Origin of the sequence: Shewanella electrica, from assembly GCF_022321485.1 — a bacterium.
In the GTDB taxonomy this organism is placed as follows: Bacteria; Pseudomonadota; Gammaproteobacteria; order Enterobacterales; family Shewanellaceae; genus Shewanella; species Shewanella electrica.
Window position 1 is genome coordinate 41,399 of record NZ_JAKOGG010000003.1, and the last position, 13,385, is coordinate 54,783.

General features: G+C 50.2%; 15 protein-coding genes. 5 read left to right on the forward strand and 10 right to left on the reverse strand.

The features are described from left to right. Nucleotides 1–28: 28 nt before the first annotated feature. Nucleotides 29–2,110 (forward strand): methyl-accepting chemotaxis protein, encoded by a 2,082-nt coding sequence (locus L9G74_RS05055; RefSeq protein WP_238895211.1) that lies wholly within the window; start codon nt 29–31, stop codon nt 2,108–2,110. Nucleotides 2,111–2,186: 76 nt separating this feature from the next. Here the strand turns inward: L9G74_RS05055 and L9G74_RS05060 are convergent, their stop codons facing one another. The 6 genes from L9G74_RS05060 to ung form a co-directional block, all read right to left on the reverse strand. Continuing rightward, nucleotides 2,187–2,543: a hypothetical protein gene (locus L9G74_RS05060; protein WP_238895212.1), complete on the reverse strand. Its 357-nt coding sequence runs from the start codon at nt 2,541–2,543 to the stop codon at nt 2,187–2,189. A gap of 57 nt (nt 2,544–2,600) precedes the next feature. Beyond that, the gene (locus L9G74_RS05065; protein WP_238895213.1) at nt 2,601–3,041 is read right to left on the reverse strand and encodes a hypothetical protein; all 441 of its coding nucleotides are present in this window, start codon (nt 3,039–3,041) and stop codon (nt 2,601–2,603) included. A 422-nt stretch (nt 3,042–3,463) separates the two neighbouring features. Further along, entirely contained in the window at nt 3,464–4,462 is a 999-nt protein-coding gene (locus L9G74_RS05070; protein WP_238895214.1) for a FlxA-like family protein, read from the reverse strand. 727 nt (nt 4,463–5,189) lie between these two features. Continuing rightward, a complete protein-coding gene (locus tag L9G74_RS05075; RefSeq protein WP_238895215.1) occupies nt 5,190–5,900 on the reverse strand; it encodes a 16S rRNA pseudouridine(516) synthase in 711 nt (236 codons plus the stop codon). A 28-nt stretch (nt 5,901–5,928) separates the two neighbouring features. Further along, complete coding sequence (folM, locus tag L9G74_RS05080) at nt 5,929–6,633, reverse strand: dihydromonapterin reductase (protein ID WP_238895216.1); 705 nt, start codon at nt 6,631–6,633, stop codon at nt 5,929–5,931. 24 nt (nt 6,634–6,657) lie between these two features. Further along, nucleotides 6,658–7,326: a uracil-DNA glycosylase gene (ung, locus tag L9G74_RS05085; protein ID WP_238895217.1), complete on the reverse strand. Its 669-nt coding sequence runs from the start codon at nt 7,324–7,326 to the stop codon at nt 6,658–6,660. A 148-nt stretch (nt 7,327–7,474) separates the two neighbouring features. Between ung and L9G74_RS05090 the strand changes: the two genes are divergently transcribed. Beyond that, on the forward strand, nt 7,475–7,864 hold the full coding sequence (locus tag L9G74_RS05090) for a tautomerase family protein (protein WP_238895218.1): 390 nt from the start codon (nt 7,475–7,477) through the stop codon (nt 7,862–7,864). A 105-nt stretch (nt 7,865–7,969) separates the two neighbouring features. Beyond that, nucleotides 7,970–8,293 (forward strand): DUF3144 domain-containing protein, encoded by a 324-nt coding sequence (locus L9G74_RS05095; protein WP_238895219.1) that lies wholly within the window; start codon nt 7,970–7,972, stop codon nt 8,291–8,293. A gap of 101 nt (nt 8,294–8,394) precedes the next feature. Here L9G74_RS05095 and L9G74_RS05100 read toward each other — a convergent pair whose 3' ends face one another. Continuing rightward, nucleotides 8,395–9,411: a zinc-binding alcohol dehydrogenase family protein gene (locus L9G74_RS05100; RefSeq protein WP_238895220.1), complete on the reverse strand. Its 1,017-nt coding sequence runs from the start codon at nt 9,409–9,411 to the stop codon at nt 8,395–8,397. Between the two features lie 124 nt (nt 9,412–9,535). On the opposite strand from L9G74_RS05100, the gene L9G74_RS05105 reads away from it, so the two are divergent. Beyond that, on the forward strand, nt 9,536–10,429 hold the full coding sequence (locus tag L9G74_RS05105) for a LysR family transcriptional regulator (RefSeq protein ID WP_238895221.1): 894 nt from the start codon (nt 9,536–9,538) through the stop codon (nt 10,427–10,429). Between the two features lie 12 nt (nt 10,430–10,441). On the opposite strand, the gene L9G74_RS05110 is transcribed toward L9G74_RS05105, so the two are convergent. The 3 genes from L9G74_RS05110 to hemG form a co-directional block, all read right to left on the reverse strand. Beyond that, entirely contained in the window at nt 10,442–11,059 is a 618-nt protein-coding gene (locus L9G74_RS05110) for a LysE family translocator (RefSeq protein ID WP_238895222.1), read from the reverse strand. Between the two features lie 176 nt (nt 11,060–11,235). Then, entirely contained in the window at nt 11,236–11,751 is a 516-nt protein-coding gene (locus L9G74_RS05115; protein WP_238895223.1) for a cytochrome b/b6 domain-containing protein, read from the reverse strand. 9 nt (nt 11,752–11,760) lie between these two features. Beyond that, the gene (gene hemG / locus L9G74_RS05120) at nt 11,761–12,282 is read right to left on the reverse strand and encodes a menaquinone-dependent protoporphyrinogen IX dehydrogenase (RefSeq protein WP_238895224.1); all 522 of its coding nucleotides are present in this window, start codon (nt 12,280–12,282) and stop codon (nt 11,761–11,763) included. A 241-nt stretch (nt 12,283–12,523) separates the two neighbouring features. On the opposite strand from hemG, the gene L9G74_RS05125 reads away from it, so the two are divergent. Continuing rightward, complete coding sequence (locus L9G74_RS05125) at nt 12,524–13,366, forward strand: TIGR03899 family protein (protein ID WP_238895225.1); 843 nt, start codon at nt 12,524–12,526, stop codon at nt 13,364–13,366. The last annotated feature ends 19 nt before the right edge of the window (nt 13,367–13,385 follow it).

Sequence of the window (13,385 nt, forward strand, 5' to 3'; positions counted from 1 at the left end):
CAATTATTCTATTTCACGGGAGGCACCTATGTTGCGACTGTCAATTAGACTGTTACTCATGATGCTGTCAGCTACCGCCTTAACCTCGGTGATAGTCGTAGCAGGCATGATGTTCTGGATGAGTAACGTCGCAGGTTCGTTGAGCGATTCCATGACCCGCTTCGCGGGCGAATCGGAACAACTGATTGATTTAGGACAGGATGCCTCCAAAATGCTGGCGGAAACCTTAAAAATAGGTTCCGCCTCGGAATTACAACAACTTGGCGCCGCCCCTGAGTCACAAACCTACGCCGAGATCAGCCAGCAACAGCCGCAACTCACGGCGTTATTACTGCAGTTTAATCAAAGCGAACAGGCGCTCTATCAGCTAAAACAAGACTTGCTGAAAAACCGTTTAGCCATTGCTGACTTGTCGGCCAAAGCGGAACAACAAGTAGAGATGGTACAAACCTCGGCGGGCAGTTTGCTCGGCAAAATATCGCTGCAAGATAAACGTGAAAAACGTACGCTAAAACGCGCTTATCAGCAGCTACCCAGCAACCCAGATAACGAACAATGGCGTGTATTAACCAGCAGCATGATGGGCTTTATTGAAGGCGATTTTGACAAAGTCGCCAGCGCGGCCAGAAAACTGACTGAAGCTGTTGCCAAACTCAACACCCTCACCTTTGCCCTACAAAGTGCCCCAACAGAATCGGCCTTGCTCAACTTAGAAAAGAATACCGCCGCGCCGCTGCTCAGCTTGGTCGACGACCAGCTTGCCACGCTGCAAAGCTTTGCGGGTGAAGATGCCGATCTATTAGCCTTGGTAAACACGATCAGTAAAGAAAAAGATGAACTCTATCAGCAACTTTTTGGCGAAAACTCGATTAAAGCGCTACGCAAAAGCAATATTGAATTGCAACAGCAAATGCAGGATGACAGCCTCGCCATTGCTAAACTGGCCGAGCAAGTGCGCGAACTGTCTCAGCAACAAGTGAGTCAAGCTCAGCAGCAAAACAGCCAAGCCTTCAATCAAGCCAATAACACCATTCAACGCCTCAACAGCAGTAGCATCGTGGTGTGTATTGTGGTGATAGTGCTGCTGGCGTTGGCCTCCGTCGCCATTACTCGCTTTGTGACCAAACCGCTGGACACCATCACCGATGCGCTCGCCGATATTGCCCAAGGTGAAGGCGATCTTACACGGCGGTTATCGGTGTCTGGCGTGGCAGAAGCCGTCAGTATGTCGCAGCATTTCAATAACTTTATCAGCCGCTTACAAGATACCATTCTCTCGGTTGCCGAGGTAGAACGCCAACTGAGCAACACCGTTGCCGCCACCAAAGAGATAGCAGAGCGCAGCCATCAACATATTCAACGCCAAAGCAGCGAAACCACCTCCGTCGCCGCCGCAGTAGAACAGCTTTCGCAAAGTTTTGCCGATTCCGCCTCGGCGGCTAGTCAAGCCTTAGCCGCCACTCAGCAGGCTTATGATGAGGCTGTAGCAGGGCAATCCACCGTCACCAGTTCCGCCAAAACGGTGGAACAACTGGCGGACCGTATTGAACGTGGCGTAGCAGCTATGGAACGTTTGACCGAAACCAGCCGCAAAGTCATGACCGTACTGACCGTGATCAGCGACATTACCGAACAAACCAACCTGCTAGCGTTAAACGCCGCGATTGAAGCGGCCCGCGCGGGCGATCATGGCCGTGGTTTTGCGGTCGTTGCCGATGAAGTGCGTCAATTAGCGGGTCGGACTCAGGCGTCAGCCAAAGAGATCACCGATATTTTGGAAGTGTTCAATCAAGATGCACAAAACACCTTAAAAGTGATGGATGAAGGCCGTAGCCAAGTACATGAAAGCGTCGCACGCTCCGGCGATGTTGCCCAAGCTTTTAGTAGTATTAACAACAATGTGCTGTCGATCCGCGATCTTAATGAGCACATTGCCTCCACCACACAATCGCAAAATGAAGCCGCCCATTCAGCAGCGCAAAGTGTGGAACAAATCAACGTGATCAGCGAAGAAACCCGCGGCACCGCCAATGAGATAAAAACCTCGGCCGAACAGCTCGGCGTGTTGTCCAGCAACTTGCACCGAGCACTCAATCGCTTTCGTTTTTGATGTATAGATTCATCAAGTGACACAAAAGGCCACGTTTGTGGCCTTGTTAATGTTCGCTTACCGCATTCGCCGATTATCACCCCACGCGCTTACAGCTCATGCCTTGCGCAATAATGATAATCGGCTGCGAGTGATATTCAGGCGTAAAACGATAAATCTGGTAACCCATTTCAACGTCATAGCGTAAGTTTAACGCTAACAGCTCATCACCGACGGGCATATCAAACACCACCGCTGATGTATCAGATTGCCATGCAAATGCACCAAAATAGCCAGCCACTTGATTAAACGTGAGCACTAACTCCCACGAATAACACAGATCGATGCCGCCACGGATCACCACATCACTGCCAGTAAAACTTGCCACTTCAAAATCACACCACAACTTGTTTCTGATGAGTTTATCGGTCTCAGTTACCGTCTTACTTTGCATTATCTTTCCATCCGCTTGGCCTGCGTTGCCAAGCGCCACCATCGACGACGATGTGTTTCACTCTTGAGTATTTGCCTTAGCAAAATACACTTCATCTAACACACCCACTTCATTGAACTTGAACTGCAATTCTCGAGTGGTGCACTGCAAAATACTATTAGCGATTAGCCGAAACTCCAGCTGATGTTGCTGCAACAATGCCGCCAATTCATCTCGCGTCGCATGGGTGATTTCCTGCCCCCACAACTGTAAACGCCACACGGTTTTCAGATGAAACATGCACACTTGGCTAGCCTCGGTTGGCTGCTCGGCTATTTCACCACGAAAGCCAACCAGCAGCCCTTTGAAATAGAGAAAATTCTCCAGATTGCCGCCCATCCACTCCTCGTAGCAAAGTGGTTGACCCCACGCCGCCATCACCTCACTAGGCGCAGCGCCAAACTTAATCGGCCCAAATCCGTGCGTGAGCGATATTTCATAGATATTTTCAGCGTCCATAACTCATCAATCCTTAAATCCACCTTGCAGCGCTGACGTAAGTACCAGCGCGCAACAGGCACCAGCAGCAGTGCAAAAAATCGAGTCACGGATAGTAACCAAGGTAGCGCCATCGTCACAAGCATCACGTTTTCATTTGCCGCCGCCGATAAACGATGTATTTGATCTAACGCACATTTATGCCAAAACAGCGTAGAGAATATGTACAGCTCGGCAAGGAGTTTTGCGTAAGACAGGGGAAAGGCAAAGCCACTGGTGCATTGTTGTTTGACATGCACGTCTAACACGGTTATGCCCCAAAGAGCGTTATACCTTGAAATACGAATTCAGACACTCCGCAATTTTAGATATACAAAAAGCAATGAGCGGCAAAAGGTAAGAGTTGACCCCATTATTTTTTCGATGGTGCGTCTTTATGTCGATTAGAGGCGAGAATCGTCGAGGTCGACAAAATTCTCAGCGGGCTGCGCTTGACACCAGTCCCACGCCTTTTTAGAAATGTCGTACATGCCTTTCTCCGTATGGGCAAATTCCCAATCGTTTAAGCTGATTTCAACAATCTTCTCGTCGATCTTATCGAGGAAGGTGCCATTGGAAGCATTGTACATCTCGCGTAGCGCTTGCTGATTTTGCTCATCGCTAATGCCGTACGCTTCTGGCTGATGTTTTACCGCACCAATGCTTTCTGCCCATAAGGTCACGTCGTTGACCATATGGGCACAAATTATCCATTGTGATTCTTTTGCTGAGGCTAACTCAGGCGGGAGATGGTCAAAGCTCGGTTTCATGCCTCGCCACGGTTCATCAAGGCCAGTGGGTAGGTTATGGGGGGAATGCTCTTTCAGCGGAGCGAGTTTCTTGTTCATTTTACGCACTTCATTTGTCGCCAATTCCCATTCACGCTGCGTGCGTTCCGCTTCTGCTTGTTCGAGCGGTTCCATCTCCGCATGGAGATCTTGAAGCTGCTTCTCTAGCGCATCGATTTTATTCCAGTGCGCATCTGAATTGTCATTGCGATTATTCAACTCATCGAGCTCGGCTTGCAACTTCTCTTCTTTCTCTTTCAGTGCGTAATAACGGTCTTCGCTATCGTCGCCATACTGAGCGGCACAAGCTTCTAGGCGTGCGTCTGTTACCCCAAGCACTGATTTCACCCCATTGCTGTAGCAAAGCTCATATTGGCTCTCATCGCCCCTCATACACTTATCCATAAGCTTGCGAAAGCCTTGAAGAATGGTAGCTTCCGATTTGCCGCTGCAAGCCGCCATGTCAGCAAATGCGCCAGAGTTTTTCATTTCAGCGATTTGTATATTGATGCCCAGTTCGATCTGGTTTTCGGTGGGTTTGATAGCAAGAGTTGGCATCGCCAACGTCATTGTAGAAACGGCCAACAGCGCGCGAGAAATCGTAGAAAATTGCATGGTACACACCCTTTTAATGTCCTTATTTGGTCACACTGCCTCCATAAAAACGGTACAAAATGTAACCCATTTATTTCGTGGGAAATAATACTAAACTTGTGCGAAGTTTCAACAGGTAAAGCATAAGGAATACGGTAAGATTACAGAGTAGAAATTGATGGGAGTAATGAAATGGTGTGTTGGAATAGGGAGACTTTGATTTGCACAGGATCTTAAATTTCTGAAATGAATCAAGGTCGTTAATCTGGATGCTATCAACATCTTGTCTTTTATTAAATTAGTAAAACCAATGACACTCTTTTGTCCAAAAAGATGTAACACGTATTTGCCCCATTGTGTGTTATTGACGCTGCTGACAATTAGCTCTACACCCTGTCAGTTGAGCAAATTTTAGTAATACTAGAGATTGCCTGAATTATTCTTACTTTATAACGTATCTAACGGACTGGTTGTCCCCGCGAAATGTTGGCCAAGTACATTGCTCTTGTTACCAAACAACAGCATTGGCATATAGTCGGATGTTTTAATTGCGAACAAGATGCCATAAATCTGGGGAAAGAGTTATTTTCAATAGGAGTGAAGCCAATAAGAAATGATGCTCCTCCTGTTAGTAATGGTGAAGGTCCCGTATATCGAATCTTTGTTGCAGGTAAAGATATTTTTACAGTAAGAGAGCACAAAGTAGACAATACCTAACAAAACGTTCCAATTGACCTTGGCAACCAACTTACCCGACTGAGGCAATCTCGTCCGCGGTCAGCACTCGCGCTTGCCCTTCTGGCAAACTATCATCCAATTCAATCTGCCCAATCTGATAACGGTGCAGTGCCACTACCGGATTGCGAAAGCGACCAAACATGCGTTTGATTTGGTGATACTTGCCTTCGGTAAGCACCACGTCGGCGACATAGTCGGAGACAATCGTTAGCTCAGCCGGTGCCGTGGTGATGTTTTCAAACTCAAAGTAAAAGCCGTCACGAAAGGCGTTAACGTAGTCCTCTGTCAGCGGGTTTTGCAAGGTCACTCGATAATGTTTGCGCTTGCTGGCCGATGGCTGGGCAATCGCCTCACTCCAGCGCGAGTCATTGGTCAGCAGCAGTAAGCCGGTGGTGTATTTATCCAGCCGACCGGCAATGTGCAGTTGCTGTGTTTGCGCTATCTCTGGCAACAAACTCAGTACGGTTTGCTGCTCAGCATCCGTAGTGGCACTCACCACGCCCGCCGGTTTGTGCAGCATCCAATAGGCTGGTTCAAGCGCTTGCAGCAACTGTCCTTGGCATTCAATGCGGGTGAATTCATTGATGATGATATCCACCTGCGTGGCCGCCGTGCCATTGAGCAGCACCTCACCTTGGCGGATCAGTTGCTGCGCTTGGCGGCTGGGGATTTGTAATCGACTCGCTAAAAAACGGTCGATGCGGCCGCGTTTACTGTTCATGAGAGTTTTCGCTGTAAGCAATAGTTGATCATTTCAGTGCGCGGCCACCATCAAGATGCAAACATTGGCCAGTGATGTAACCACTGCCAAGCAGATAATTTACCGCGTCGATAAACTCCTGCTCGCCGCCCTCTTTCGGCAGTAACGCTTTGGTAAGCGTTTTGGCGCGATATTGCGCATCATCGTGCTCGTTAAACAACATCAGCGCTGGGGCGATGCTGTTCACTTTCACTTGCGGCGCCAGCTTAGCGGCAAACGATTGGGTCAGGTTTTCCAGCGCGGCTTTACTGGCGGCGTAGGCCAGATGTTTGGCACTGCCTTTTTGCGCCACATAGTCAGTGACATGGATGATGTCGCTGCTGGCAGTATCGCCCTGTTGCAGCAGTGGCGCCAACGCAAGATTCAGCAGATACGGCACCCGCGCATGAATGCCGAGCATGGCATCGAATACTTTGGCTGGTTCAGCAGACTTTTCCGATAACCAATCAGAAGCGTTATGCACGATGGCGCGCAGGGCGCTGTGGCGCTGTTGTATATCGGCGATAAACGGCTGCAACGCCGCGTCATCTAACAGATCGAGTTGATGCAACTCAGCGCCGTTATCACGTAATGCCTGTAACTGCGGGTAGTCACTGCGATAGGTGCCGATTACCTGCTCACCTTGCGCTAGTAGCGCTTGCGCGAGGGCGAAGCCTAAACGTTTACCAATCCCCGTAATCAATATCGCGGCCATGGTCGGTTCCTTGTACTGGGTTGCTTACGGCAGTTGTGGCTGCCAGTCGATAGGCGCTTGGCCCCATGCCACCAACTGGCGGTTGATTTCAGAAAAATGCTGACAACCAAAGAAGCCACGATACGCCGACAGCGGCGATGGATGCGGCCCGCTGATAATGCGATGACGGCTAGCATCTAAGCGCTGGCCTTTTTTCTGCGCATGACCGCCCCACAATACAAAAATCTTTGGTGTTTCATGGGCGTTGAGCAGGTCAATTACATGGTCAGTAAAGGTTTCCCAACCGGCTTTGGCGTGAGAATGAGCTTTGCCCTGCTCTACCGTTAATACGGTGTTGAGCATCAACATGCCCTGCTTGGCCCAGCTTTCCAAAAAGCCGTGGTTGGGGATCTCAAAGCCATCAATATCGGTCGCCAGCTCTTTATACATGTTAGCTAACGATGGCGGCGCTTTGATGCCGGGTTTGACCGAAAAACATAATCCGTGCGCTTGATTAGGGCCGTGATAGGGATCTTGCCCCAGCAATACCACTCGTACTTGCTCCAGCGGCGTTAAGTCAAAGGCGCGAAAGACTTCGTCTTGTGGCGGGTAGATAGCTTTGCCACTGGCACGCTCGTTAGCGACAAACTCAGTGAGTTTTTGAAAATACGGCTGCTGCTGTTCAGCGGCAATGAAGTCAGCCCATTGTTGCATGTTGATCTGTTATCCAAGCATCGATTTGTTTGCCCGTAGCTTAGAGATGCCACGCGGTGGATACAAGCCCGAAGTTTCGCGCTAGAGCACGTGCATCTCGGCGATGTGGGCCGTACAATGCCTTTTTAAGTACACGGGGGAAATACCCATGCCGTTGTTAGTTTTTGATGTGGTTGAAGGACAAAACGTTAGCGACCTGCGCAAGATGCTCGATTGCGCTCATCAAGTGGTGTTAGAAGTGTTCCAAGTACCAGCGCGCGATCGTTACCAGATCGTCAATGAACACAAAGCTGGCCTGATGGTGATTGAAGACACCGGCCTTGGCTTTGAACGTTCGCGACAAATGACCGTGCTACGCGTATTTACCAGCCCTCGCCCACAAGAGCAAAAGCACCTGTTTATGCGCCGTTTAGCGGAAGAACTGCAGGAGCAATGTGGCATTCGCGGTGAAGATTTGATGGTCTCTTTCTTCAACAACAGCCGTGAAGATTGGAGTTTTGGCATGGGCGAAGCCCAATATGCTACCGGCAAGTTATAACCAGCATAAGTAAGCACTAAAATATCTGCTGAGATATGCCGCGCTTTGCATTAGAATTGCGCAATTTTCATAACAACCGTAATGACGACCTGAGAGAGCGGACAGATGACAGACGCCAAAAAAGACACCACCATTTTTGAACTGGCCGATCAATTTATTGCGCTTGCCAATGAGCTAAGCCAAACAGAGCAAGATGTCGGCAAAGTCGGCACCGCCTTGCGTTTTGCCGCAGCGCGTTACAACGCCTTTGAAGCGGCCATCAAATCTTCTGATTTGGCCAAAGAAAAAGACAGCGCACTGGAATGGTTTAGCAACGAATACCGTGAAATGCTGCAAGACAACTTGCAAGATCACATTGCCAATCCGCCGCAAGCTCCCGCGAATGATAGCGCGTCAGACGATAACGGCGTACAGCAGTTTCAGCCGTAAGCGACGTTAATAACACCATAAAAAAGGGGCCACATCGTAGTGCCCCTTTTATTTTGCCTGCGATTTATAACCGCGGCATGCGTGACGTGATGGTCACACAGTTAGTCTTCAAAACCACTCAACACGATTTTGCCGCGCGCTTGATGGCTCTCTAACAGCTCATGCGCTCGCAGAATATTGGCGGCATTGATGCTGCCAAAACGCTCTGTCACTGTGGTGCGAATTTTACCGTTATCCGCCAGTGTCGCCATTTCGGTGAGAATGTCGTGCTGGCGCTGCATATCTTCGGTGGAGAACATCGAGCGGGTGTACATAAATTCCCAGTGCAATGACAAGCTTTTACGCTTCAGTAGTTTGAGGTCAAACACTTGCGGATCATCAATCAGCCCCAGTTTGCCCTGCGGTTTCAGCGCCGCGACAATGCGTTCGATGTGATCGTCGGTATTGTTAAGCGAAGCCACATACTGCACACCTTCAATACCGAGCGCGCTTAGCTGCGGTGCAAAGTCTTGATGGTGGTCGATAACATGATCTGCGCCGAGTTCGGTTAACCACTGTTTGGAGGCTTCACGCCCGGCGGTAGCAATTACGGTCACATCGGTCAGCGTTTTCGCCAGTTGCACCATGATTGAGCCCACGCCACCAGCAGCGCCAACAATCAACAGATATTGTGGCGTGCTATTTTCAGCACCGATTTGTAAGCGATCAAACAGCAGTTCCCACGCGGTCAGCGCCGTCAGTGGCAATGCGGCGGCTTCGGCGTCGCTAAAGGTGTTGGGCGCTTTGGCGGCAATGCGTTCATCCACTAGCTGATACTCGGCATTACTGCCCGGACGGGTTAAATCACCGGCATACCACACGCGGTCACCCACCTTGAATAAGCTCACATCGCTGCCAACGGCGGTGACGGTACCCACCGCATCCCACCCTAGCACTTTGTAGCTGCCATCATCGGCGCTAGCGTTGCTGCGGATTTTAGTGTCGACCGGATTCACCGAGATGGCACTCACCTGCACTAACAGATCATGCGCGCCCGCGGTTGGCGTAGGTAATTCGATATCCGTTAATGTCTGTGCCGCACCCAGTGCGTGCTTTTGTTGATAGCCAATCGCTTTCATGGCGTGGTCCTTTATCGCAGTAGTGGAGAGTGTTGCTAATCTAACGAGGATTACCGCCTTGAAAAACCGTCAAAATTAAATAATAGTTTCAAATAATTTTTGAAAATAGATTGGCAATGAACTCATGCTCAAAGGGCTGCAAGATCTACACATTCTGCTAGAAACCGCGCGCCAAGGCAGTTTGTCCAATGTGGCGCGCTCAATGGATATGACCCCTGCCGCCATCAGCGCCGCCATCAAGCGAGTGGAGCAGCAACTCGGCACGGCGCTGTTTGTGCGTTCGACCCGCAGTTTGCGGCTTACGCCGCAAGGCGAGCAGTATTTGCAGCAATGTGAGCAGGCACTCACCACCCTCACTCATGCCGAGGCGCAACTGCATTCGCAACAGGCAACCTTGCAAGGACAACTGCAACTGTCGCTGCCGTCCGACCTTGGCCGCCATCAATTTATGCGGTTGCTGGATGAGTTTTTAACCCTGTATCCGCAAGTGTCACTCAAGCTGCAAGTCAGCGATCATTTGAGCAATCTGTATCGGCAACCGCTGGATCTGCTGATCCGCTACGGCGTGCCGCCAGACTCGAATCTGATCTTGCTGCCATTGGTGCCCGACAATCACCGTGTACTTTGTGCCGCGCCGGAGTATGTTGCGCGCCACGGTGCGCCGAACTCACCGCTGGAACTCAGCCAGCATAACTGCTTGTGTTTTATGTTGGCCGACAGACTGCATAACCGCTGGCAGTTTAGCCGCGCCGGTGAAGTGCTGAGTGTGGAAGTCAGTGGCGACCGTAGCGCCGATGATGGTGAAATGGTGCATCGCTGGGCGCTCGCAGGCCACGGCATTGCTTATAAGTCGCGCTTAGATGTTGCCGATGATCTGGCCGCAGGCCGGTTAGTGCCGTTATGCCAAGCGTGGCAGGGAGAAGCGGCACCTCTGAATATGTTGGTGCCAGATAGGCGTCAATTATCGCCATTGATTAAGGCGCTGCGACAGTTTCTACTGCAGCGCCTGCAACCCTAACTTAAAACCGCGTTAGAACAGCGATACCACCACTCGCACTGCCAGCAACATCAGCACTACGCCGGTAATGCGATCGATGAGCTGTGCCTTGGCGCGCAGTTTGTCGAGCACTTTAGGCTGCGACAACATAAAAGCGATGATGGTGTACCACAAGCCATCCACAATCACTGGCGTTAGCACAATCAAACTCTTGCCGCCGCTATGCTGTGCCGCCAGTACAAACTGGCTAAACAGCGCCATGAAAAACAGCATGATTTTCGGGTTAAGCAACGAAATCGCCAAGCCATCGCGTGCGGCGGCCCACATTGATACCGGCGCGCCAGCGGCCAGCTTTTGCTGCATGCCGCCTCTTGCGGTCAATGCTTTCCAACCTAACCACGCCAAATACAGGCCACCCGCCACGGCAATGGCATTGAATACCAATGGATAATGTTTAAGTAATGCGGCGAGCCCCAGCAAGGTGATCAGCGCATAAATGCCGATACCAATTGAATGCGCCCACGCACAGAGAATACCGTGACTACGACCACCACCAAGGGTATGGCGCACCACCATCGCTAAACTCGGCCCCGGCGATACCGCCCCCAATGCACAAATGGCGAGTAACCCCAGCCACATACTGAAACTCATACTACGTCCTTGATAAGTGTAAGGAAAGCACTATAGCGTATTCTCGACTAACGTCGAAACGGGCGGGATTAGATATGTAGTAGGATGAAAACGTTGAAAATGTTAACTAAGGTTTACGCCAACAACGGTCGCAGGCAGGTGGCAGCCAACGGCCAGAACAATGACTGATGCGGCCTTTAATCGCGCACCATATCGATCAAATGGCTCAACGCACACAGCACATGCACAATCAGCAGACCGATAAACCAATGCGACGCGCTGTGATGCCACAAACGCCAACTGGCGGCATCAGCGCTACCTTGGGTAAAAAACCACATGACGCCAGTCGCAGCAGTTGCCACCAGCGACAGCACGGTAAAGCCTTCAATTAGACTGAATAAGCCAGCACCACCGGCTGATGGAATTTTGCCTTTACCCAAGCCTTTGATGTCATTAACAATCGGCCGCCATTGCAGCGCCAACCATGGAAAATACAAACGCCAACGACCATGCACACATAGTTTGCCCAAGAACAACAACGACAATAAGGCCACCAGCCAGCCGAGCCACACATGGGACAGATCCCAAAAGCTCGCATTGGTGGGAATACGCCGTAACATCATCAACTTGGTGCTACCAATCAGCAACAGTGCACACAGCACCATAGTCAACAAATGGACTGACTGCAGCAATAGCGCGATAAGCCGTTTCATTGCTTTCTCCTAGGCCGCAGCAAACTGTTCAGCAAAGGTGTTCACTTTTTGCCAATCGGTGAATTCCACACAGGTATTCGGATCGGTTGGCCCTTTGGTGATCCACATGATGAAGCGAATAATGTTGCGATCCATGGCACCGTAACCGTGATAGTCCAAGTTGCCGCCAAACACCGCCATCAGCTTGGGTTTCCAACCGGACTTTTCCAAAAAGGCCTGCATGTAGGGATTGGTCTCTGGGGTATTTTTGGCGGGTTTACGTGCCACCAAACTCACCGAGAAAAAGCCTGTGGTTTTGCTATCCAGCTGTGCTTGGTGTTCACGAATAAAATCATACACATTCGCCCGATGTTTACCGTGACGAATGCTGGCACCAATCAGCACCTTGTCAAACTCATCCAGTGCTGGCGCTTCATCAATCGCTGCCATGGTCACCTGCTCGCCCCGTTGGCGTAGCTGCTGCGCCACGGTGTTGCAGATTTTCAACGTTTGGCCGTGGACAGTGGAGTATAAAATCAGTGTGTTAATCACTTTAACCCCTGCATGTTCATAAAGTTAACTAACGCTATGTTAGGAGCATCGTGCCATAATTTTTATGAAACAGATCACGAGCGTCCTCGATGGTGAATAGCAATCCACCGAATTTCCGACCAGTTCACAAAAAGCTGTAGAAACATTAAGGTAACACTATTAACCTGTAGCCTAAATGTTGTCGCTGCACGTTTACGCCCAACGTGTTGCACGACAAGTTGTCAAAAGGGACCCTGACATCATGACTAGCCAAAGTGAGTTACACAGCAGTGAGCCGCAAGTTGACAGCCTGTTAGAGATGTCTGCCCGCAAAAAGGTTTTGCGCTTAGGGCGGCAGTTGGGGCTAGCGTCTGAGGGGGATTACCAACCCGCTAATGCCTCAATATTGCAACGTGCAGAAATGCGTCAGCAAAAGCAGTTGATTCAACGCCAGCATAATATTGAGACCATCTATTCACTCACGCTGAGTTACACCCCTTCCGATGTTACCGGTGCCGAACTGGATGCCGATTGGTTACATCAATATTTGCAGATGGCGGAGCAGATCAACAACCGCACCATGCAAGACTTATGGGCGCGCATTCTCGCCAGCGAGGTGGTCAATCCCGGTAACTTTAGTGTACGCACCTTAGAAACGCTCACCAAACTGACGTTAAAAGAGGCGCATATTTTAGAAAAGGCGCTGGGCATGGCGGTGAAAATCAATCAAGAATCGCGCCTCAAGCTGTTGAGTGGTTATCGTCTCTCGGGCGGGATTGGACAGTATTTTCGAAAGCAGACGGCAGTGAACTTAGGTTTGTCGAATTTTGGCATGCCCTACTCGCATTTGCTGACCTTGGTGGATGCGGGCTTGTTACATCGCGGTGATTTTGAAACCGGACTACTCCCCGCTAAGACGCCAATAGAACTGCATTTTCCTGCCAGCAAACTCACCTTGAAACCTAAGTCGGGTTATCTGCTGTTTAACTACTACCGCCTAAGCCCTGTGGGCGAAGAGTTGGCGATGTTAGTGCCACCCAAGATTGATGAGCAATATATCAGTGCCATCAAGGCGCTATTCGCCAAAGACTTTAGCGTGGAGTAATTCTTCACAAATGCAAAAA

Coding starts and splice junctions, on each gene's coding strand:
- L9G74_RS05055 (WP_238895211.1), top strand. CDS start 29: ATGTTGCGACTGTCAATTAGACTGTTACTCATGATGCTGTCAGCTACC.
- L9G74_RS05060 (WP_238895212.1), bottom strand. CDS start 2,543: ATGCAAAGTAAGACGGTAACTGAGACCGATAAACTCATCAGAAACAAG.
- L9G74_RS05065 (WP_238895213.1), bottom strand. CDS start 3,041: ATGGACGCTGAAAATATCTATGAAATATCGCTCACGCACGGATTTGGG.
- L9G74_RS05070 (WP_238895214.1), bottom strand. CDS start 4,462: ATGCAATTTTCTACGATTTCTCGCGCGCTGTTGGCCGTTTCTACAATG.
- L9G74_RS05075 (WP_238895215.1), bottom strand. CDS start 5,900: ATGAACAGTAAACGCGGCCGCATCGACCGTTTTTTAGCGAGTCGATTA.
- folM (WP_238895216.1), bottom strand. CDS start 6,633: ATGGCCGCGATATTGATTACGGGGATTGGTAAACGTTTAGGCTTCGCC.
- ung (WP_238895217.1), bottom strand. CDS start 7,326: ATGCAACAATGGGCTGACTTCATTGCCGCTGAACAGCAGCAGCCGTAT.
- L9G74_RS05090 (WP_238895218.1), top strand. CDS start 7,475: ATGCCGTTGTTAGTTTTTGATGTGGTTGAAGGACAAAACGTTAGCGAC.
- L9G74_RS05095 (WP_238895219.1), top strand. CDS start 7,970: ATGACAGACGCCAAAAAAGACACCACCATTTTTGAACTGGCCGATCAA.
- L9G74_RS05100 (WP_238895220.1), bottom strand. CDS start 9,411: ATGAAAGCGATTGGCTATCAACAAAAGCACGCACTGGGTGCGGCACAG.
- L9G74_RS05105 (WP_238895221.1), top strand. CDS start 9,536: ATGCTCAAAGGGCTGCAAGATCTACACATTCTGCTAGAAACCGCGCGC.
- L9G74_RS05110 (WP_238895222.1), bottom strand. CDS start 11,059: ATGAGTTTCAGTATGTGGCTGGGGTTACTCGCCATTTGTGCATTGGGG.
- L9G74_RS05115 (WP_238895223.1), bottom strand. CDS start 11,751: ATGAAACGGCTTATCGCGCTATTGCTGCAGTCAGTCCATTTGTTGACT.
- L9G74_RS05125 (WP_238895225.1), top strand. CDS start 12,524: ATGACTAGCCAAAGTGAGTTACACAGCAGTGAGCCGCAAGTTGACAGC.